This is a genomic window from Gemmobacter lutimaris (assembly GCF_003570715.1).
Lineage (GTDB): Bacteria > Pseudomonadota > Alphaproteobacteria > Rhodobacterales > Rhodobacteraceae > Gemmobacter > Gemmobacter lutimaris.
The window spans coordinates 13,776-34,037 of record NZ_QXXQ01000021.1; the positions used below are offsets into that span (position 1 = coordinate 13,776).

The 20,262-nt window shown below is 64.1% G+C and carries 16 protein-coding genes and 2 pseudogenes; 14 read left to right on the forward strand and 4 right to left on the reverse strand.

All coding sequences use genetic code 11. From position 1 onward, the window contains the following. Positions 1-23: 23 nt before the first annotated feature. From D2N39_RS23460 to D2N39_RS20675, 6 genes are all read left to right on the forward strand, one after another. Positions 24-4,373: a beta strand repeat-containing protein gene (locus tag D2N39_RS23460; protein ID WP_119136671.1), complete on the forward strand. Its 4,350-nt coding sequence runs from the start codon at positions 24-26 to the stop codon at positions 4,371-4,373. A gap of 328 nt (positions 4,374-4,701) precedes the next feature. Next, positions 4,702-5,832, forward strand: a complete 1,131-nt coding sequence (locus D2N39_RS20655) for a sulfate ABC transporter substrate-binding protein (protein ID WP_119136672.1) — start codon at positions 4,702-4,704, stop codon at positions 5,830-5,832. Position 5,833: 1 nt separating this feature from the next. Beyond that, complete coding sequence (cysT, locus tag D2N39_RS20660) at positions 5,834-6,685, forward strand: sulfate ABC transporter permease subunit CysT (RefSeq protein ID WP_119136673.1); 852 nt, start codon at positions 5,834-5,836, stop codon at positions 6,683-6,685. A gap of 8 nt (positions 6,686-6,693) precedes the next feature. Next, positions 6,694-7,572, forward strand: coding sequence for a sulfate ABC transporter permease subunit CysW (gene cysW, locus D2N39_RS20665; RefSeq protein WP_119136674.1), 879 nt, complete (start codon positions 6,694-6,696; stop codon positions 7,570-7,572). Between the two features lie 11 nt (positions 7,573-7,583). Further along, positions 7,584-8,303: a sulfate/molybdate ABC transporter ATP-binding protein gene (locus D2N39_RS20670; protein WP_199725329.1), complete on the forward strand. Its 720-nt coding sequence runs from the start codon at positions 7,584-7,586 to the stop codon at positions 8,301-8,303. Further along, on the forward strand, positions 8,300-8,776 hold the full coding sequence (locus D2N39_RS20675; protein WP_119136676.1) for an Lrp/AsnC family transcriptional regulator: 477 nt from the start codon (positions 8,300-8,302) through the stop codon (positions 8,774-8,776). Before D2N39_RS20670 ends, D2N39_RS20675 begins: the two co-directional genes overlap by 4 nt. 117 nt (positions 8,777-8,893) lie before the next feature. On the opposite strand, the gene D2N39_RS20680 is transcribed toward D2N39_RS20675, so the two are convergent. Further along, positions 8,894-10,237 carry an ATP-binding protein gene (locus D2N39_RS20680; protein WP_119136677.1) on the reverse strand — a complete coding sequence of 448 codons (1,344 nt, stop codon included), beginning with the start codon at positions 10,235-10,237 and terminating at the stop codon, positions 8,894-8,896. Continuing rightward, positions 10,234-10,893, reverse strand: a complete 660-nt coding sequence (locus D2N39_RS20685) for a response regulator transcription factor (protein WP_119136678.1) — start codon at positions 10,891-10,893, stop codon at positions 10,234-10,236. Before D2N39_RS20685 ends, D2N39_RS20680 begins: the two co-directional genes overlap by 4 nt. A 152-nt stretch (positions 10,894-11,045) precedes the next feature. On the opposite strand from D2N39_RS20685, the gene D2N39_RS20690 reads away from it, so the two are divergent. From D2N39_RS20690 to D2N39_RS20710, 5 genes are all read left to right on the forward strand, one after another. Next, a complete protein-coding gene (locus D2N39_RS20690) occupies positions 11,046-11,354 on the forward strand; it encodes a PepSY domain-containing protein (protein WP_119136679.1) in 309 nt (102 codons plus the stop codon). A gap of 165 nt (positions 11,355-11,519) precedes the next feature. Then, complete coding sequence (locus tag D2N39_RS20695) at positions 11,520-11,864, forward strand: hypothetical protein (RefSeq protein WP_119136680.1); 345 nt, start codon at positions 11,520-11,522, stop codon at positions 11,862-11,864. Between the two features lie 55 nt (positions 11,865-11,919). Next, on the forward strand, positions 11,920-12,387 hold the full coding sequence (locus D2N39_RS20700; RefSeq protein ID WP_119136681.1) for a DUF2271 domain-containing protein: 468 nt from the start codon (positions 11,920-11,922) through the stop codon (positions 12,385-12,387). 12 nt (positions 12,388-12,399) lie between these two features. Next, positions 12,400-14,607, forward strand: coding sequence for a PepSY domain-containing protein (locus tag D2N39_RS20705; protein WP_119136682.1), 2,208 nt, complete (start codon positions 12,400-12,402; stop codon positions 14,605-14,607). Then, on the forward strand, positions 14,588-15,556 hold the full coding sequence (locus D2N39_RS20710; protein WP_119136683.1) for an FAD:protein FMN transferase: 969 nt from the start codon (positions 14,588-14,590) through the stop codon (positions 15,554-15,556). Before D2N39_RS20705 ends, D2N39_RS20710 begins: the two co-directional genes overlap by 20 nt. Positions 15,557-15,884: 328 nt before the next feature. On the opposite strand, the pseudogene repC reads toward D2N39_RS20710, so the two are convergent. Next, a pseudogene (gene repC, locus D2N39_RS20720) lies at positions 15,885-16,969 on the reverse strand (plasmid replication protein RepC); the annotation flags it as partial. A gap of 189 nt (positions 16,970-17,158) precedes the next feature. On the opposite strand from repC, the gene D2N39_RS20725 reads away from it, so the two are divergent. Next, on the forward strand, positions 17,159-18,019 hold the full coding sequence (locus D2N39_RS20725) for an IS110 family RNA-guided transposase (RefSeq protein ID WP_233557337.1): 861 nt from the start codon (positions 17,159-17,161) through the stop codon (positions 18,017-18,019). A gap of 167 nt (positions 18,020-18,186) precedes the next feature. Here the strand turns inward: D2N39_RS20725 and repA are convergent. Then, positions 18,187-19,365: pseudogene (gene repA / locus D2N39_RS20730) on the reverse strand (plasmid partitioning protein RepA); the annotation flags it as partial. Positions 19,366-19,593: 228 nt separating this feature from the next. On the opposite strand from repA, the gene D2N39_RS20735 reads away from it, so the two are divergent. Both D2N39_RS20735 and D2N39_RS20740 read left to right on the forward strand, forming a co-directional pair. After that, entirely contained in the window at positions 19,594-19,821 is a 228-nt protein-coding gene (locus tag D2N39_RS20735; RefSeq protein WP_119136685.1) for an AbrB/MazE/SpoVT family DNA-binding domain-containing protein, read from the forward strand. Next, positions 19,811-20,206, forward strand: a complete 396-nt coding sequence (locus tag D2N39_RS20740) for a PIN domain-containing protein (protein ID WP_119136686.1) — start codon at positions 19,811-19,813, stop codon at positions 20,204-20,206. The genes D2N39_RS20735 and D2N39_RS20740 overlap by 11 nt, the downstream gene beginning before the upstream one ends. Positions 20,207-20,262: the final 56 nt, after the last annotated feature.

Consider the following 20,262-nt stretch of genomic DNA (forward strand, 5'->3'; position numbering starts at 1 on the left):
GAACCCTATGAAAGGACAACGCCATGACCCTCGATCACCGGTTCCGCTTTCCAGCTTTGCTGCCGCTGACCGCAGCGGCCAACCTGTTCAACGGCACGTCGGCCGACGATTCCATTGACGGTCTTGCGGGCAATGACACCTTGCACGGAGATGCCGGAGCAGATGCGCTGATGGGGGGGGCGGGCTACGATCTGGTTCAGGGCGGCGCAGGCGACGACCTGCTGGCAGGCGGCGCAGGTAACGATACGCTGGATGGCGGCGACGGCTTCGATCTGGTGAGCTATGCCGAGTCGGAAACCGGCGTCTGGATTTCGCTGAGCCGGCGCAGCGCCCAGGCGCAAAGCGATCAGGGCCGCGATGTGCTGATCGGAATCGAAGGGATCATCGGCAGCACCGCTGACGACCATCTGCGCGGCGATGCCGGGGCAAACCTGCTGGTGGGCAACGACGGCAACGATCTGCTGGAAGGTGGCAACGGCGACGACACGCTCTGGGGTGGCGAGGGCAATGACACGATCACCGGCGGCAGCGGCACCGATACCGCGACTTATGCCGATATTTCGGCTGATCTGACCATCGACCTGGGCATCAGCAAGGCGCAGGAAACCGGCGCGGGGCGGGACATCCTCAGCGGGATCGAGGTGTTGATCGGCGGTGCTGGCAATGACCGTTTGACCGGCGGGCGCGGCAACGAAAGGCTGGAGGGCGGTGCCGGCAATGACTCGCTGGATGGTGCGGCAGGCGACAACACGCTGATGGGCGGTCTGGGCGACGATGTCTACCGTATCCGCGCGGCCAGCGAGGTGGTGTTCGAACTGCCCGATCAGGGCCGCGACACCATTCTCAGCTCGACCAGCCTCACGCTGATTTCCGAGGTCGAGAATCTGGAGCTTCTGGGCATCCGGTCATTGAAGGGCACCGGAAACACGCTGGACAATACGATTACCGGCAACGGATCGGCGAATGTGCTGTCAGGGCTTGAGGGCAACGACAGCCTTTATGGCGGCGGCGGCCTGGACAAGCTTTATGGTGGCGATGGGGACGATCTGCTGGTCATCGGCGCGGGCAGCGATCTGGTGGATGGCGGGGATGGCGCCGACACAGCGTCCTTTGCCGGTGAAACCGCAGGCGTGCGGGTGGATCTGTCTGCGGCCACTGTGGTTGTGGGCACCGCCAGTGGCAATGACACGCTGCGCGGCATCGAACACCTGATCGGCGGCGACGGTGGCGATACACTGACGGGCGATGCGGAGGGCAACAGCCTTGACGGTGGGGCTGGTGCCGACAGTCTGGCGGGCGGCCTCGGGGCCGACAGCCTTTACGGTGGAGGCGGCAACGATACGCTGACCGGCGGCGCGGGCAACGACAGTCTCGCAGGAGGCGCGGGCTTCGACGTAGCGGTGTTCGCCGATGGGTATGTGGAAGGCTGTGTGAGCTGGAACGCTACGGCCGACAGCTTTGTGGTGACCACGTCGGAAGGCACGGACCAGGTGACCGAGGTGGAGCGGTTCTCCTTCGCGGGCACGCTGTTTGGTGCCGACGAGTTCCGCGCGACCCGCCTGACCGATGGCGCCGACAACTTCACCGGCACGACAGGGAACGACCGGGTGCTGGGCTTCGCGGGCAGTGACACGATCAGCGGGCTGGCGGGCGATGACAGCATCGACAGCGGTGCCGGCGATGACAGCCTGAGCGGTGGCTCCGGCAACGACAGCCTGTCCGGCGGCAACGGCGACGATACGCTGGATGCGGGCGGCGGCAACGATCTGCTCTATGGCGGCGACGGTGACGACCGGCTGATCGCAGGCGCGGGCAACAGCACCGTGATGGGCGGCGCTGGCACCGATACCGTGGTGTTCGACTTCGCACTGGCACAGGCGAGCTTTGCCTATGGCGATGGTCTTTTCACCGTGCTGGGGCCGAATGGCATGACCCACGTCGGCGAGGTCGAGAATTTCAGCTTCTCTGACGCGCCTTCCGTCAATCGCCGCCCGCTGCTGACGGTGCCGGACAAGACCGCGCTCCGCGTGGTCGAAGGCACCGATGGCGCCCCGACAAGCGTGGTGGTGCATCTGACACTTGAAACGGCGGCAACTGCCACGGAAAGTCTGAGCTGGAACGTGACCTCCGGATCAGCCGGGCTGACGGCAGGCGATTTTGCAACAGCAGGGGGCGTTGCCCTGACCGATCTGCCCGCCGGCACCATCACCTTCGAAATCGGCGAGACCAGCGCGACGATCACCCTGTGGCTCTTGCCCGACAGCCAGCCGGAAGAGGAGGAGAGCTTTACGCTCAACCTCAACGCCGCAGACCCCCGTCTTCTGCTGACGCAGAACCGGATCACGGTGGTGATCGCCAATGACGACGCCACGCTGCTTGGCCCCGGCGCCGACCTGTTTACCGGCACAGCCGTCGATGACCGCACCAACGGCGGCGCAGGCAAGGATACGCTGCGCGGCATGGGGGGCAATGACTACCTGCTGGGCGGCGATGGCAATGACAGCATTGATGGCGGTGACGGCGACGATACCGTGGTGGGTGGCACCGGGAATGACACGCTGATCGGCGGCAAAGGCAACGATACACTGACCTATGCGCAGAGCGCGGGCAATGTCACCGTCAACCTGTCGCGCAGCGCGGCGCAAAGCACCGGCGTCGATGGCCGCGACCGCATCAACGGGTTCGAAACGCTGATCGGCGGGCTTGGCAACGACAGCCTCACCGGCACCAGCGCGGCCAACCGGATCGAAGGCGGGCAAGGCGCTGACACGCTGGACGGAAATGGCGCAGACGATACGCTGGTCGGGGGAGGCGGTGACGATGTGTTCATCGTCGATTCCGTCTTGGATCAGGTGATCGAGGCGGCGGACGGCGGCAAAGACAGGGTTCTGAGCGAAATCAGCTGGGTGCTGGGTGACAATCTGGAAGAGCTGGAACTCACCGGCGCAAAGCTGATCGACGGCACCGGAAACGCGCTGGACAACCTGATCATCGGCTCGCGCCGCGACAACCTGCTGTCGGGCGGCGCGGGCGATGACACGCTTCAGGGCGAAGATGGTCGTGACAGGCTTGCGGGCGATGCGGACGACGACCTGCTTTATGGCGGCAAGGGCGATGACACGCTGGATGGCGGGGCGGGAACGGATACGCTGGATGGCGGCGAGGGCAATGACACCTACCTCATCAACGATGCCGACGACATCATTCTGGAGGCGCTGGACTCCGGACGCGACGAGGTGCGCACCACGCTGCAAACCCTGACGCTGGCCGCCAATGTCGAGGATCTGGTCTATCTGGGCAACGGCGGGCTGACCGGCACGGGCAATGGGCTGGCCAATAGCATGGACGGCGGCGAAGGCGATGACACGCTTTATGGCGGCACGGGCAACGACACGTTGCGTGGTTACGCCGGAAACGACCGTCTGGAGGGCGGCACAGAGGCCGACCTGCTTTATGGCGGCGACGATGCCGACCGGCTGTATGGCGGGGCGGGCAATGACGCGCTGCTCGGTGATACAGGTGATGACAGCCTTGCTGGTGGCGCGGGCGATGACCGGCTGTTCGGCGGCACGGGCAATGACACGCTGATCGCGGATGGCGGCACTGATACCCTGCTGGGTGGCAGCGGCAGCGATTCCTTCGTTCTGTCCGTGAGCGACGCGGTGGCCGGCATAGCCGATCTGACAACAGGCGACACGGTGCAGGTGGCATCCGGCGCCATAGCGGCGGCGGTCGAGATCACGGCATTTGTCGCAACTTCGGCCACGGTGAACGATGGCACATGTGCCATTTCCACGCGCGCCAGCGGCGGAACGATCGACATGACGCTTGCGACGGGCACATCGGGTTTCACGCTGACGGGGCTTGCCGGCAACGACACTTTGTCCGGTAGCACAGCCTCTGACAATCTGTTCGGCGGGTCCGGGAATGATGTTCTTGTCGCAACTGGCGGCAGAGACATCCTGACAGGCGGCGCCGGAAGCGATACATTCGTCTTTGCCTCGTCAGGGCATCATCACGTTATCACTGACTACTCGGCGCTTCAAAACGACAGGGTGGATCTTTCCGCCCTTGGGTTGTCGCTAACGACGGTTGGCGCGGCCAAAACCGTGACGGCGCAGGAATTGTATCAACTGTCAGGCGATCTGAGCGACGCAAGCGATGCGGCGGTTGTTTCCGACGCATTGAACAACAGCGGAACGATATGGACATCTGCAAATGCGACGGCCTGGGTTCTGGCACAGGACAACACGGGCAGCAGCCTGTTTCGATGGGATGAAGTCTCTGCAAGCGACGGGGCCAGCGCGAGCGAACTCACAATGGTCGTGCGTCTCGAAAATGTGGCCATGAGTGATCTGTGGCTTCTGCTCTGATCTCTCGCGTCAGGCGGTGCGAGCGGGATCGCTAAGAAGACTGCTCCGGGCACCGGACGTAACAGGTGGTGACCCGTCGCCAGGCTTTGGCGCGGTCGCAACCGCATCGCCGGGAAGGTGACCCGGCCGAATCGGTCAACCCTACCGAAGCCGCCCGCCTGTCGGGCGTCTGAGTCCGGTTTTCCCTGCCCGAGCCGGGGAGCGGAGAATGATCCCCTCTTTTCACGACAAACTTTGACGTGATTATTTCGTTGCTTTTATCTACCAACTCTGTCGTGATTATGGTCATGGAGGCCATGCGCCTCTGACACGAACAGGAGGCCTTGCCGTGATCCATACCGTTTTCGTCTCGTCCCATGTCCTGGCTCAGGGGCCGTTGATCGAACGGCTGCCCGATGGCCGCCTGCTGATCGAAGCCGGGGGCCACAAGATTGCGGGGCATCCCCTGCCGCGCAAGACCGCGCGTGGCTGGAAGGCCGTGATTGCGGCGGCGTTGATCGGGCTCGGCGGGCTGACCCTGGGCACCCCTCATGCGCAGGCCGACACGCTGCTGAATGTCAGCTACGACCCGACCCGCGAATTCTACCGCGAATACAACGCCTGGTTCACCGACTGGTGGGTGGCGCAGGGCAACCCGGTGCCGACGATCCAGACTTCGCATGGTGGATCGGGCGCACAGGCGCGGGCCGTGATCGACGGGCTGGAGGCACAGGTGGTCACGCTCGCGCTGGCCTCTGACATCGACCAGATCGCGGCGCGCTCTGACCTGATCCCCGAGGATTGGCAGGCGCGGCTGCCCCACAACGCCTCGCCCTATACCTCGACCATCGTGTTTCTGGTGCGCGAAGGGAACCCGAAAGGCATCAAGGACTGGGATGACCTGACCGCCGAAGGGGTAGAGGTAATCACCCCGAACCCCAAGACATCGGGCGGCGCGCGGTGGAACTACCTTGCCGCCTGGGGCTATGCAGAACGCAACGGGCTGGACCCGCGCGCGTTCGTCGGCGCGCTTTATCGCAACGTGCCCGTGCTGGACACTGGCGCACGCGGATCGACGACGACCTTCGCGCAGCGCGGCATCGGCGACGTGCTGCTGGCATGGGAAAACGAAGCTTATCTGGCGCTGGCCGAACTGGGCGAAGACCAGTTCGACATTGTGGTGCCCTCGGTTTCCGTGCTGGCCGAGCCGCCCGTGGCGCTGGTCGATGGCCACCTTACGGATACGAACGGCGCGCTGGCGACGGCCTATCTGGAGCAGCTTTACAGTCCTGAGGCGCAGGCCATGGCATTGCGCCATTACTACCGCGCCTGGGACACCTCGGCCGCCGATCCGGCAGACGTGGCCCGGTTCCCGGAGGTCGAGCGGTTGTCGATCGCCGATTTCGGTGGATGGGCTGCGGTGCAGCCCGAGCATTTCGGTGACGGTGGTATCTTCGACCAGATCTATCAGGCGCAGTGACATGACCACGCGCCCCTTCACCCTGCGCAATCCCACCCCGATGCCGGGGTGGGGCCTGTCTTTCGGGATCATGGTCACGATGCTGTCCGTCATCGTGCTGATGCCCATGGCCGTGCTCTTGTGGCGCGGTTTTGCGAGCTTCGGTGCGGCCGAGATGTGGGCGGTGGTGAACCGCCCCCGAGTCTGGTCGGCGCTGGCACTGTCATTCCGTGCGGCGCTTGTAGCATCGCTGTTCAACCTGATCTTCGGCGTCCTGCTGGCCTGGGTGCTGGTGCGTTACCGCTTCCCCGGCAAGCGGCTGATCGATGCCGCGGTGGACCTGCCCTTTGCCCTGCCCACCGCCGTGGCAGGCATTGCCCTGACGGCGATCTATGCCCCGAACGGGGTGCTGGGCACCCCGATCAGCGAAGTATTCGGCGTCCGCGTGGCCTACACCGAACCGGGCATCTGGATCGCGCTGATCTTTGTGGGCCTGCCCTTCGTCGTGCGGACCGTCCAGCCCGTCATCGAGGAAATCGACCGCGAGACCGAGGAGGCCAGCGCCACGCTCGGCGCCAGCCGCCTGCGCACGCTGAACCATGTGGTCCTGCCCATGCTCGCGCCCGCCGCGCTGACGGGGTTTGCGTTGGCGCTCGCCCGGTCGGTGGGGGAATACGGGTCGGTCATCTTCATCGCGGGCAACCTGCCGAACGTGACCGAGATTGCGCCGCTGCTGATCGTCATCCGTCTGGAGGAGTTCGACTATGACGGTGCCGTCGCCATCGCCATCGCAATGCTGGCGATCTCGTTCACCCTGCTTCTGGCCATCAACCTTATCCAGATCTGGAGCCGCCGCCGCATGGGCGCAGTGTGAGAGACATCATGACCGATACCCTGACCATTCCCTCCCGCCCCCGCGCGTTCCGCCCGGCAACGACAGAGCCACCTGTCATAAGACGGGTGCTGATCGGCGTCTGCCTCGTGGTGCTGACGGTCCTTCTGTTCGCCCCCCTGATCGCGGTGTTCGATGAGGCGCTGCGGCAAGGTTGGGCCTTTGCCATCGCCTCGCTGTCGGAATCCGATGCGCAATCGGCGATCCGGCTCACGCTGATGGTGGCGGCCATCGTCGTGCCGGTGAATGCCGCCTTCGGCATTGCAGCGGCCTGGGCAATCACGAAATTCGACTGGCGCGGCAAGGCCTGGGTGATCACCTTGATCGACCTGCCTTTTTCGGTTTCGCCGGTCGTGGCGGGCCTGCTGTTCGTGCTGATGTTCGGCGCGAACTCGGCGGTTGGTGCGTGGCTGGTCGCAAGCGGCTTTCCCATCGTCTCCGCCCTGCCGGGGATCGTGCTGGCGACGCTGTTCATCACCTTCCCCTTCGTCGCGCGCGAGTTGATCCCCGTCATGCTGGAACAGGGCCGCGCCGAGGAGGAGGCCGCGCTGACCCTCGGCGCGAGCGGTTGGCGCACCTTCCTGACCGTCACCCTGCCAAACATCCGCTGGGCGCTGCTGTATGGCGTGCTGCTGTGCAACGCCCGCGCCATGGGCGAATTCGGCGCGGTCGCGGTCGTCTCGGGCAAGATCCGTGGCCAGACCACCACCATGCCGCTGATGATCGAGATGTTCTACAACGAATACCTCTCAGTCGCGGCCTTCACGATGGCGGCGCTGCTGGCGCTTCTCGCCTTCGTCACCCTGACGCTCAAGACGGCTCTGGAATGGCGCTACGCCGACCAGCTGGCCGCATCCCACCGCCATTGATGGAGACCGCCATGAATATCGAGATCGAAGACATCGCCAAGCAGTTCGGCGCAACCGCCGCGCTGCACCCCGTATCGCTCTTCATCCCTTCGGGCACGTTGGTCGCGCTGCTGGGGCCCTCCGGTTCCGGCAAGACAACGCTTCTGCGTATACTGGGAGGGCTGGAATTTCCCTCCACGGGCCGCGTCCTGTTCGATGGCACGGACGCCACCGGCCTGACGGTGCAGGACCGGCGTGCGGGTTTCGTGTTTCAGTCTTATGCGCTCTTCCGGCACATGACTGTGTTCGACAATATCGCCTACGGCCTGCGTGCGCGGTCTCGCAAGTCGCGCCCCGCAGCGGCCGAGATCGCCCGGCGGGTGAACAAGCTTCTCGATCTGATCAAGCTGCCAGACATCGGCGCGCGCTACCCCAGCCAGTTGTCGGGCGGCCAGCGGCAGCGCGTGGCGCTTGCCCGTGCGCTGGCGATCGAACCGCGGATGCTGCTTCTCGACGAACCCTTCGGCGCGCTGGATGCGAAGGTGCGCAAGGAACTGCGCCAGGGGCTGCGCGACATCCATGACACCACGGGCCTGACCACCATCTTCGTGACCCACGATCAGGACGAAGCGATGGAACTGGCCGATCTGGTGGTCGTCATGTCGATGGGCCGCATCGAACAGGTAGGCAAGCCCGAAGACATCCGCGCCCGACCGAAAACGCCCTTCGTGCGCGAGTTCATCACGGCATGAGCGAGGCGATTCCCCTCGACCGGATCGACCGGCGCATTCTGCACGAGTTGATGCGCGACGCGACCCTGCCGGTATCGCAACTGGCCGAGCGGGTGGGCCTGTCGCAGACTCCCTGCTGGAAACGGGTGCAAAAGCTTGAGGCGGCCGGGGTCATCACCGGCCGCGTCGCCATCGTTGACCCCGCCGCCATCGGCCTCGGCCTCACCGTCTTCGTCGAGATTGATGCCGCCGACCACACCCCGGAGTGGAGAGCGGCCTTTGCCACCGTTGTGGCGGATTATGCGGAAATCGTGGAAGTCCACCGAATGGCGGGCGAGGTCGATTATCTTCTCAAGGTCGTGGTTGGTGACATGGCCGCTTACGATGCCTTCTATCTGGACCTGACAAGGCGCTTGGTGTGCCGCAATGTGACCTCGAAGTTCTCGATGGAGCGGACGAAGGCCATGACCGCGCTGCCGATTGATACGAACTGAGCGTAAGTGGGGAACCCCTGCCAGACCCTGTGAAACGCAGACGCGTCGCGCTGCCCGTTCGATATGCCAATAATCAAGGGCTGACTTTCGGCCAGAAAGAAAAAACCTGACCCATTCCTATAGGTTCATTTCGCGTATTCCCGTCGGCGAGAGTCTTGCCTCAAACCCCGAGTCCCGGCCTTCGCGCGGCGACCTTAGGTCGAGTTGACAGCCTGACCTTTCGGCAATCGTGGCGACGATAGCGAGCCCAAGACCGCTGCCCCTGCCGTCGGACCTGACACGTTCAAACCTATGCGTCAGCCGCACAAGGTCGTCAGCCGGCACAACCGGGCCGTCGTTGGCGACGACCAGCGTTCCGTCTGTGCGCAGCGATACCTCGACCGTGGAACCCGGCTGACCGTAGCGCAGGGCGTTCTCGATCAGATTGCGCAGGAGGATCGCGAAGGCGTCGGGGTCCAGATCCGACAGGATGGCGCTTTCGGGCATGGTCAGCAGGATGCGGCCAGGCCCCGCGACGCGCGCGAGGTCGTCTACGATCAGCCGGGCCACCGGGCGAAGGTCGGCGGCCACATCACGGCGCAGGCGGCCCCCCTCGGCGCGCGCCAGTTGCAGCAGGCGTTCGGAAAGCCGTGTCAGGCGCTTCAGCGTGGCCTCGATCTCGGCCGCGCGCGCCCTGGCATCGGCATCGCGCGTCTCGGCCTGTAGCCGTTGCGCCTGTGCAATGGCACCGGCCAGCGGTGTGCGCAGTTCATGTGCGGCGTTCGCGGCAAAACTGCGCTCTGCCTCGAAGGCCGCCTGCAACCGCCCAAGAAGACCGTTCATCGTCTCTGCGAGGGGCGCAATCTCGGTCGGAAGATCGGCGCTGGCGACCGGGCTGAGGTCGCGCGCGCCGCGCGCCGACAGCCGGTCACGGAACTGGCGCACAGGCGCAAGGCTCGCACGAACGGCCAGCACGATGGCCAAAAGTGCGATCGGCAGCACGATCAGAAGGGGCAGCCCGAGACCCATCTGGATTTCGCGGGCAACGCTGGCACGATGGTCCAGCGGCTCGGCCATGGTGATGCGGATCGTGCCTTGCACGGCCTCGTCGCTGTACAGCCGATGCGTCGCCGTCTGGCGGAACCCGATCCCGTCCCATGCCGGAAACGCGGCCGGGTCTGCGGCATGGGATTGCAGCAGGATGCGCCCCTGATCGTCCCGCACGATATAGGTGAAAAATTCGTCATGCCCGCGAATGGCGGCAAGGCGCTGGCTGATGCCCGCCTCCTCGCGGTTGAGGATGTCAACGACGGCCAGCGGCAGGATGCGCTGCGCGGTTTCCTGCAGGGCTGAATCGAAAACTTCTTCGATCTCGCCCCGCGCAATCAGCGCGGTCACGCTGGCCGCCGCGACCCAAAGCAAAGTCAGCACAATCCCCAGCCAGAGACCGAGCCGCCCCTGAAGGCTGCGTGGCACCCTCATGCGCGACCCAGACGGTAGCCGAGACCGCGTTCCGTCTCGATCACCTCGGCGCCCAGCTTCTTGCGCAGGCGGCTGACATGCACTTCGATCGTGTTGCTTTCGATTTCGGCCCCGAAGGCATAAAGCTTGTCCTCAAGCTGTGCCTTGGACAGAAGCTGGCCGGGCCGGGACAGGAACGCCTCGAAAAGCGCCCATTCGCGGGCGGTCAGGGCCACGGGGCGGCCTGCCTTGTGAATGCTGCGGGCGGCCAGATCAATCTGCAAGGGCCCATGCGTGACGATGGGATTGGGGTTGCCCGCATAGCGCCGGGCCACTGATCCGATGCGGGCGGAAAGTTCAGCGAGGTCAAAGGGTTTCACCAGATAGTCGTCGGCGCCCGCATTCAGCCCCTCGATCCGGTCGCTGATCTGGTCCAGCGCAGTCAGGATGATGACGGGCGTCACATCGCCCTTGGCCCTCAGGCGGCGCAGGAACGGGATACCCCTTCCATCGGGCAGCATCAGGTCCAGCAACACAAGGTCAAAGCTTGCCCCGGCCAGCGCATCCCCCGCCGAATCCAGCCGCTGCACCCAGTCTACCGAATGGCCATCGGCGGCAATCTGGTCACGCACGGCCGCACCCAGAACCATGTCGTCTTCGATCAGCAATGTGCGCATGGTCTTCTGCCGTCCCTTCAGGCCCCGGTTGGTTTGCTTCTGCCCCTCTCTCCTGACAGCAGGCTGAAGCTTTGGATCAGCCGTCTTCAGGCTGCCGTAAGCTTCGGCGTGCATCACATCATCCAGACTGGCCGTAACCCGGAGTGTGGCCCATGCGAAAGACCCTGACAATTCTTGTGTTTCTGGCAACCCTGCCTGCCGGTGCTGCCCTCGCTGACGATGATTGCTTCGTGCCGATGGCCGATTGGCAGCCGCGCGAGGCCGTGACCCGGTTTGCCACCGCACAAGGCTGGGACGTGCGCCGGATCAGGATCGACGACGGCTGCTACGAGATTGATGGCCGCGACGCGCAAGGCCGCGCGATCGAGGTCAAGCTGCATCCCGGCACGCTCCAGATCGTCGAGTTCGAATTCGAGAATGACGATCACGGCAATGAACGCAAAAGACCGGAAAATGACTGACCCTGTTCCCCGACCACCTGTCCCTCGTGGTCCGACTGGCCCTGCCCATTCCCGGCGGGGCCTTTTTCTTCCTGACGCCAAGCTTAAGCAGAAACCGTGGCGGCGTCAGGAACTGCTCAGGTCCGGGCCCCAGCTTGGCAGCATCAGATCTAAGGAGACCGAAGCATGACATCCCGATTTTCCCTTCTGTTCGCCCCGACAGCCCTGACCGTGGCGCTCGGCCTGCCAGCCCTTGCCGCAATGCAGACCCAAGGCAATGCGCAGGACCAGTGCAGCGGCGTTTGTGCCGCCGTGTTCAGCGCGGACGACCTGTCCATGCCGCTGATCCGTGTGAGCGGGGACGACGATGACGATGATGACGGCAGATGGTTCCGCCGCGGGCACGACGACGATGACGACGAGGACACCTGTACCGGCGGTCCTGGCAACCCCGCGCCCGCCGGCACGGCGGCACCGCCCGCGAACGGGCTTTTCGGCAACGGCGCGCCGCCTGTCGCCGTGACCAACTGATCCCGTCATCGCGCCCCGATCCATTGGGGCGTGCGCATCACCGAAAGGAAACCTGATGAAATCCCTTCTCGCGACCCTTGCCCTGACCACCGCGCTGACCCTGCCGGGGTTGGCGATGGCCCGGCCCGTGACGCTGACCACCACCATGAATAGCTATGGCGGCGATGGCGCCTATCTGGCACTTTATGTCACCGATGCCTTGGACGCCTATGTCGGCAGCCTCTGGATGGCTGGCGGAAAGTCGAAATACTATGCGCATCTGAGCGACTGGTATGCCGCCGCGGGGGGCGACCTCGCTCAGATCAACGGCATCACCGGGGCCAGCGTCGGCGCGGGCCGGAAGCTTGAAATCACGCTTGACCTGGCCGATGCGCTGTTCGACGCGGGCTACACGCTGCACATCGACGCCGCGGTCGAGGACATGCGCGACAGCCCGAACGAGATCGCGGTGCCCCTGACCACTGCTGGTGCGGGCACGCCCGTGGCTGGCCGCCGTTACATTTCCAGCTTCACCTATCAGTAAGGGAACGGACCGATGATCCGCGCGCTTCACCGCTGGCCGGGGTTGCTGGCCCTTGTCCTTGTGACCGTCCTCGCGCTCAGCGGTGCGGCGCTGTCGGTCTTCCCCATGGCCGAACGTCTTGCAGCGTCGCAAGCCGTCGCGGGACAGAGCGTGGCCGATCTGGCCGTGCGTGTTGCCGCCACCCATCCGGGGCTGGAAGAAATCCGGCGCGCACCGTCCGGCACCATCACCGCCTGGTGGTTCGACGGTGGCACGCCGGGATCGGCTGTGATCGACCCTGCGACGGGCGCGGATGTCGGATCGGCCGATCCAAACCCGCTGGAACGCTGGTTGACCAATCTGCACCGATCGCTGTTTCTGGACGATGCCGGACGGCTGGTGATGGCCGCAGGCGCGGCGGCGATGCTGGTCTTGGCCCTGTCGGGGGCTGCCCTTGTGGCGCGGAGAACGGGCGGCTGGCGGCACTGGTTCGCGCGCTTGCGCGGGCCGCTGACCGGGCGGCTGCATGTGGAACTGGCGCGCGTTGCGGTTCTGGGGCTTTCCCTGTCGGCTGCAACGGCGCTGTGGATGACAGCCTCGACCTTTGACCTTCTGCCCGATGGCGCACAGCGCCTGGCCGATCCTGCGGCGGTCAGCGGACAGATGGCCTTCCCGCTGGAGCGGATGGCCGCGCTGCGCGATGTGCCCGTCCACACGTTCCGCAAGCTGAGCTTTCCCTACGCGGGCGATGCGCAGGATGTGTTCACCCTGTCCACCGATGCGGGCACCGGCCTGATCGACCAAGGGACCGGCGAGCTTTTGTCGTGGTCAGACCTTACGCCTTGGCAGCAGCTCTCGGAAACCATCTACATGCTGCACACCGGTCAGGGCGCGGCGGTCCTTGGGCTGATCCTCGGCCTGATCGCGCTGAGCGTTCCGGTCATGGGGGCAACCGGCGCCCTGATCTGGGCCGCCGGTCGGCGGGGGCGGCCACGGCTGCGCGACAATGCACCGGCGGGCCGCGCACAGAACGTGATCCTTGTCGGCTCCGAAGGGGGCAGCACCTGGGGTTTCGCCGCGACGCTGGCACATGCCCTGAAAGATGGAGGACAGACGGTGCATGTCGCGCCGATGTCAGGTTTCGATCCGGCCCACCACCCGCTGGCTGAACGCGTCCTGATCCTGACCGCAACCTATGGCGAAGGTGACGCCCCTGCTTCGGCCAAGGGGTTCCTCGACCGGCTGGACCGCCTGCCCAAGGCACCTACGGCCGCGCTGGCGGTCCTCGGCTTCGGCGACCGCAGCTTTCCCGCCTTCTGCGCTTTTGCAGCTGAGGTGGAGCAAGCCGCCCGCGCCAAAGGCTGGGCCACCCTCCTGCCCATGGACACTGTGGATCGGCAGTCGCCGCAGGACTTTGCGCGCTGGGGCCGGGCCTTGGGAGAGGCGCTGGGGATGCCGCTTGCGCTTGACCATCAGCCCGCCCGCCCTGACGCCCACAGCCTCAGGCTGATCTCGCGCCGCGATTATGGGGCTGAGGTGCAGGCCCCGACGGCAATCCTGCGCTTTGCCCTGCCGAAAGTATCGCTCTGGGCACGGTTGACCGGACAGGGCTTTGCGCGGTTTCAGGCGGGCGACCTTCTGGGCATCCTGCCCGAAGGTTCGGCCCTCCCGCGCTTTTACTCGCTTGCCTCGGGCAGCGACGATGGTTTCGTCGAAATCGTGGTGAAGAAACACACCGGCGGTCTCTGCTCCGGCCAAATGTTGGCGCTGGAACCGGGCGAAGCCGTGCAGGCCTTCCTGCGCCGCAATCCGGGCTTCCATGCCGGGCAGGGACGGGCCCCCCTGATCCTGATCGGGGCTGGCACCGGGATCGGGCCGCTGGCCGGGATCATCCGCGCCAATGCCCGCCGCCGCCCTGTGCATCTGGTATTCGGGATGCGCCACCCGGACAGCGACTTCCTCTATGGCGACGATCTGGCGGCATGGCAGGCCGAGGGCAGGCTGACCCGCCTTTCCACCGCCATCTCGCGCGGGGCGCGGCCGCACTATGTGCAGGATGCGCTCCGGGCCGAGGCGCCACTGGTGGCCCAGGCGATCCGACAGGGCGCGAGAATCATGGTCTGCGGCGGGCGTGACATGGCGCAAGGCGTCGCCCGCGCACTGGAGGATATTCTGGCACCCATGGGCCTGACGTCCGCAATGCTCAAATCCGGGGGGCGCTATATCGAAGATGTCTACTAAGCCAGCCCGCCATGCGCTGAACGGCCCGACCATGGGCACCCGCTGGAGCGCACTGTTCTTTGCCCCTCTGGGATTTGACCCTGCCCCGTTGCAGACAGCGTTGCAGACGGCGGTGGATGCTGTGGATGCGCAAATGTCCACCTGGAAGCCCGACAGCGATCTGATGTGCCTGAACGCCGCCCCGGTAGGGGAATGGCGGGACATCCCTCCCGATCTGACCCGCGTTCTGGCGCTTGGGCTGGCCATAGGACGCGCCTCTGGCGGGGCCTTTGACATCGGAATGGGCGATGCGGTGCGCGCCTGGGGTTTCGGCCCCGGCGCCGCCGATCCGCAGGCCATCCGCGCCGCGATGCAGGCCCCCCCCCACCCCGCGCACGAAGGGGTAGAGCTAGACGGCAACCGGGCACGCAAGACAGCCCCCATCACGCTGGACCTGAACGGTATCGCCAAAGGCTACGGCGTGGATCGTCTGTCCGAAGTCTTGCGTGAGCATGGCATCCACGCCGCGCTGGTTGGCATTGACGGCGAGATGCGCGCCATGGGTCTTCGGCCTAACGGCGCCCCCTGGACCCTCGCGGTTGAGGCCCCCGACCATAACCGCCGTGCGCCCCATTCCATCCTGTCGCTTCATGAAGCCGCAGTGGCCACGTCGGGCGACTATCGCCTCTGGGTCACGGTGCGGGGTCGCAAGCTTTCGCACACAATGGACCCCGCGCGCGGTGCACCGCTTCCCAACTCTCCCGCATCCGTAACGGTGATCGCGCCCAGCTGCGCTGAGGCTGATGCCTGGGCAACAGCATTGATGGTTCTGGGCGTCGATGCGGGTGCACGCCTTGCACAGCAGACGGGGCTCGACGCCCTGTTCCTCAGTCGCAATGGCACAGGCAACCTGCAAAGCCTTGGCGTTGGACGTCATTTTTCGGTCAAGCCCGCGTCAGGTTGCGAGTGATCACCGTGGATCATGCCCAGGCAGACTGGCCCAGTTACCTCTTTCTGTGCATCGCGTTGGCAGGGGCCGACCTGTGGGGCGGCAGGTATACGCACATTACGCAGACCATCCGGATCGTGGCACTGGTCACTCATGACAATGCACCCCATGTTTTCCGCCGAGGCGTGATCCTCGGCGGGGCAGACTGACGTTGTGGACTGCTTCGGACATCAGATCTTCACCACGACAGGCACCGAAAGCCACTCTCCGGATTTCACTTCCCGTTGTCCTGTTGACCTTCCCTGCCCCTTACCCATCAAACAGAGGAAGGAGTTCACAGCTGTGAACATCACGCCGCGCTCCGTCGTGACATCAGCGCCATGATCATCGGCCCACAGGAGAACTCGCCCGCCGCCGCCTTGGATGTCAGTGCGCGAAGATAGCCGCCGGGCGATCGGATGTCGGCAAAGCGTTCCAGCATGGCAACAAGAACAATCGACGCCTGCTCAGGCCCATGAACCGTTGTGCATCTTCCCAGCCGGAGGTGCTGATCCCCATGGCAGGCCGGACATGACACGCCGCATCGAAAAGCTGGTGCCAGTGCCGGACATCGCCACTGTAGAAAGTCTTGAGGGAAGGGCAGGCTGTAATCACCAGATGGAGCGGGATGTTTGGAACCCGTCTTGTATCCGGCTCTTGCAACTCAGTCACATGCGCGTCTGTTTCATCATCTGGCGCACCGGCCGCCACCCCGCCTTTTTCGAAGGCTGGTTCAAGACCAATAGAGTCTTTATTTGAATTATGATAGTGACGCTCAAATCGGGCATCATCGGTGTTCATTTTCTCTGTTTCAGGCCCATCAATGACACTGCGAGCCCGGTCCAGGAGAGTTTCAAGACTTGCGCGATACGCAGAAAGGTCCTCAAGGGAAAGCTTGCGGCGAAGGCCACGAGCCGCGAGACTGGCTGCATCCCGAAGCTGATCCCAGAGCCCAAGCCCCGGCTGGATCTCCTCCCCGAACTCTGCCAGCGCGGCGAGATCGCGGCGCATGAGGCTCACGATCTCTCTCAGGCGCCGCGACTTCCCCTCTGTCTCACGCACGGCCTCTGCGGCCCGCGCGATCTCCTCTGAGCGGCAGTAAAGCGGCGAGAGGTCGAAGCCGAAGGCCACGCGCTCTTCGCCGTGCTTGCGGACATAGCGCTTCCCGTTTGGACTATCGCGCCGGCGGAGCAAGCCAGCCTCGACCAGGCGGGCGAGGTGCCTGCGCATCGTCGAGCAGGGCATGCCATTCAGCCGCTCACAGATCGCCTTGTTGGACGGGAAGACGAGCATTTCTGTATTCCCGCCAAGCGCATCTTCCGGAAAGAAGCTGAGAAGCCCCTGCAGAACGGTCAGATCGCGCTCGGAAACCCCGAAAGCGGCCTGCTGTTGATTTTCACCCAGAACTGAGCCGGGTTTTCCATCGAGAAGTGAGCCACCTCTGACTATGGATTTCGGATCAGGCTGGGGTCAAGGGTGGGTTTGAACTGATGCGGTGGATGCCCCCACCCAACGGCATCACTTATGCCATGATGGTTTCACCGCAACCGAAGGGAGGGCACATCGATGACGAGACCGATCAGCATGCTGGCGATCGACTTGGCGAAGGGCAGTTTCCAAGTCTGCGCAATTGGATTGGATGGGGCGGTTCTATACAACCGCGTTCTGTCACGGACTCGCCTGGCGGCGCTTCTGGCCGCGCAGCAATCCTGCATTGTGGCGATGGAAGCCTGCGCCACGTCAAACTACTGGGGCCGGGTGGCGCAGTTCCATGGTCATGAGGTGCGCCTGATGCCGGCGGCGTATGTGAAGCCGTTTGTCAAACGCCAGAAAAACGACAAAGCGGACGCTGAAGCCATCGCGGAGGCGGCCTCGCGCCCCACCATGCGCTTCGTGGCTGTGAAGAGTGCCGAGACGCAGGGCCGGGCAGTAGCCTTTCGGACCCACCAATGCTTGGTCAGGCAGCGCACACAGCTCATCAATGCGCTGCGGGGGCATCTGGCTGAGTTTGGGCTGGTGGCGCCGCAAGGGCCGGCGAGCCTGAAGGTGCTCGAGAACGCGCTGGCCGAAGAGACCAGCGTTCTGCCGGTCCAGGTCCGGGAGATGGGAGCGATTTATCTCGACCAGATCGCCAGGCTGACGGAAGTGATCGAACAGCTGGCGGGTGAACTCGAAGCGGCATCAAAGACGGATGCTCACTTGCGTCGGCTCTGCACGATCCCGGGGATCGGCCCTGTCACCGCAGGCGCCGTCGCGGCGTTTGCACCGGATCTCGACACGTTCGACAGCGGGCGCAACTTTGCCGCCTGGCTTGGCTTGGTGCCACGCCAGAGGTCCACTGGCGGCAAGACTAGGCTGGGTTCGGTCAGCCCGTTTTGTTCTATTGACGCTCGAAGATCCTGCACATCCTTCGGGTCGAGACGATCCGAGTATCTCTCGTCCTGAATATCGGCAGGATCAAGCTCCCAAACGTGGTGGGCATCCACGGCGTCACGCGCCGAACGCAGGGCACGATTACTTGACATCATGCTGCCGGGGGCAGGGGGCGTCCCCGCCGCCGCCAGACTGTCGAGCATGGACATGCGCTTTTTCTTGCTGTCGGTCATCAGCGCCCCCCAGGTTTTCTGAATAAGCTGGGCAATCTCGTCGTTGGCCGCATTGAGGCTTTCAATGGCCCGGTCATAGGTCGTGCGGGTGAAGGGGCTCCGTTCGACCTCATAAAGGGTCTGCTTGGTCAGCCCGGCATCCGAGCTGGCCGTCGATTTGAGCATCGGCGCGTTCAAGACCTTGTCGCCGTACATCGTCCGCAAGAAGTCGACGATGCGGTTCTGTGGTGCGTCCGTCGGCTCGTAGCGGGTCAGGAGATACCGCATCCAGTCATGCGACATGTCGGCACCGCTGTCGGCAATGACGTCCATCAGGTCGGCCGTCATTCTGAGAAACTGGCTCATCGACATCACGTCCAGCATCTCGGGATGAATCGTCACTAGAACGCCTGTCGCGGCCGACAGCGCCGATATGGTCAGAAACCCGAGCTGCGGCGGACAGTCGATAACGACAACGTCGTATTGCTCATCGACCTGCGCCAGCGCCTCTTTCACCCGGAAGAAGAACAGGCCCGCATTGCCGCGATACAGGACCCGCGGTGTCTCGTGCTCGAATTCCATGAGTTCGAGGTTGCCGGGAATCAGATCGAGGTTCGGGATGTATGTCCTGCGGATGACCTTTGCGATCGGAACCGGGTCTTCATACCGGATCACATTGTAGAGTGTGCCGCCATCGACAGGGTCAAATTCAGGCTGAACCCCATGCAGGGCCGTCAGCGAGGCCCGCGGGTCAAGGTCGATCGCCAGGACACGATACCCCTTGAGCGCCAACCGTTGAGCGAGATGCGCCGAGGAAGTCGTCTTGCCGCTACCACCCTTGAAATTCATCACGCCAATGATCTGAAGGTGATCGCCCGCGCGGCGACCGGGCAAGTAGTCTCCGGGTCGGCGAGCCGTTTTTTCCAACAGAACCCGCAAGTTATGAATGTCTTCAGCCGAATATTGCCGCCGGTTCCCCGATGAGACTTCCGGCGATGGCCCCTTGCCATCAAGGTGAAGCTTTCTGAGGTATGAGTCGTTGACGCCCAGCAGTGCAGCAGCTTCCCCAGAGGTGAATTTGCGCATGGATTTGGACGCGTCGGGGGGGAACAGGCTTTCACGCTGCGAATGCAGTTGCGCCGCCAGCAACTCGGAGTACTGACAGATCGCGGCGTTCAGGTCTTCCTGTGTATCGGATCCGCTCATCTGCCCTCGCGCGGCCCCGATTCTTTACCGAAACGTGTTCACGGATTTCGGCGTTTAGGCGCCCTTTTCCGTGACTATTGCCGGAGGAGTCAGATTCGTGCAAGTTGTTTCTAAATCTGGTGTCAGCCACTCCGTCACGCACAAGCATAGCCGGGGCAGAGCGTCAGACTTGTCCTTGCAACCTTTCTGATATACATCATCCCAAGTATATCCAGACAGGAGGTCACGATGCAGGTCGCAAAATGGGGCAACTCGCTTGCCGTCCGTTTGCCCGCGCAGCTTGTCCGGGAACTTGGCCTCAAGGAAGGCGATCAGATTGATCTGGTCAAGGATGACACACAGATCAGGGTCCGTCGTCTGGCGCGCGCGGATGAGGTGCTGACAGGTCTGCGTCGCTTCCGCGGCAAGCTGCCTGCAGCGGAACGCCTGAGCCGCGACGACACGCATGAGCGCTGAATTCGCGGACACGAATGTTGTCCTCTACCTGCTTGATAGCGACCCGAAGGCGGACCGAGCCGAGGTCATTCTCGGGCAGGGGCCCCGGATCAGCGTACAGGTCTTGAGCGAGACGCTGGTGAACTGCCGCCGCAGGGCCGGTCTCAGTTGGGAGGAGGCCAGGGCGTTTCTTGAGGGCGTGCGCGCCTTGTGTCCCGTCGAAGAACTGACCCTGCGGACCCATGACGTCGGCCGCGCTTTGGCGGAGCGCTACGGCTTCTCGATTTACGATGCGATGATCGTGGCCAGCGCCTTGGTTGCGGGTTGCACCACATTGTGGACCGAGGACATGCAAGATGGCCTGCTTGTGGAAGGCAGGCTGCGGATTGTGAACCCCTTTGCATGAATGGGGGTGATGTCTGGTAAAGATGGGCGCATCCTAGGCGGTCGCATCTGGTGATC

Coding starts and splice junctions, on each gene's coding strand:
- D2N39_RS20690 (WP_119136679.1), top strand. CDS start 11,046: ATGCGAAAGACCCTGACAATTCTTGTGTTTCTGGCAACCCTGCCTGCC.
- D2N39_RS23460 (WP_119136671.1), top strand. CDS start 24: ATGACCCTCGATCACCGGTTCCGCTTTCCAGCTTTGCTGCCGCTGACC.
- D2N39_RS20670 (WP_199725329.1), top strand. CDS start 7,584: ATGAATATCGAGATCGAAGACATCGCCAAGCAGTTCGGCGCAACCGCC.
- cysT (WP_119136673.1), top strand. CDS start 5,834: ATGACCACGCGCCCCTTCACCCTGCGCAATCCCACCCCGATGCCGGGG.
- cysW (WP_119136674.1), top strand. CDS start 6,694: ATGACCGATACCCTGACCATTCCCTCCCGCCCCCGCGCGTTCCGCCCG.
- D2N39_RS20735 (WP_119136685.1), top strand. CDS start 19,594: ATGCAGGTCGCAAAATGGGGCAACTCGCTTGCCGTCCGTTTGCCCGCG.
- D2N39_RS20700 (WP_119136681.1), top strand. CDS start 11,920: ATGAAATCCCTTCTCGCGACCCTTGCCCTGACCACCGCGCTGACCCTG.
- D2N39_RS20705 (WP_119136682.1), top strand. CDS start 12,400: ATGATCCGCGCGCTTCACCGCTGGCCGGGGTTGCTGGCCCTTGTCCTT.
- D2N39_RS20680 (WP_119136677.1), bottom strand. CDS start 10,237: ATGAGGGTGCCACGCAGCCTTCAGGGGCGGCTCGGTCTCTGGCTGGGG.
- D2N39_RS20695 (WP_119136680.1), top strand. CDS start 11,520: ATGACATCCCGATTTTCCCTTCTGTTCGCCCCGACAGCCCTGACCGTG.
- D2N39_RS20725 (WP_233557337.1), top strand. CDS start 17,159: ATGCTGGCGATCGACTTGGCGAAGGGCAGTTTCCAAGTCTGCGCAATT.
- D2N39_RS20685 (WP_119136678.1), bottom strand. CDS start 10,893: ATGCGCACATTGCTGATCGAAGACGACATGGTTCTGGGTGCGGCCGTG.
- D2N39_RS20675 (WP_119136676.1), top strand. CDS start 8,300: ATGAGCGAGGCGATTCCCCTCGACCGGATCGACCGGCGCATTCTGCAC.
- D2N39_RS20740 (WP_119136686.1), top strand. CDS start 19,811: ATGAGCGCTGAATTCGCGGACACGAATGTTGTCCTCTACCTGCTTGAT.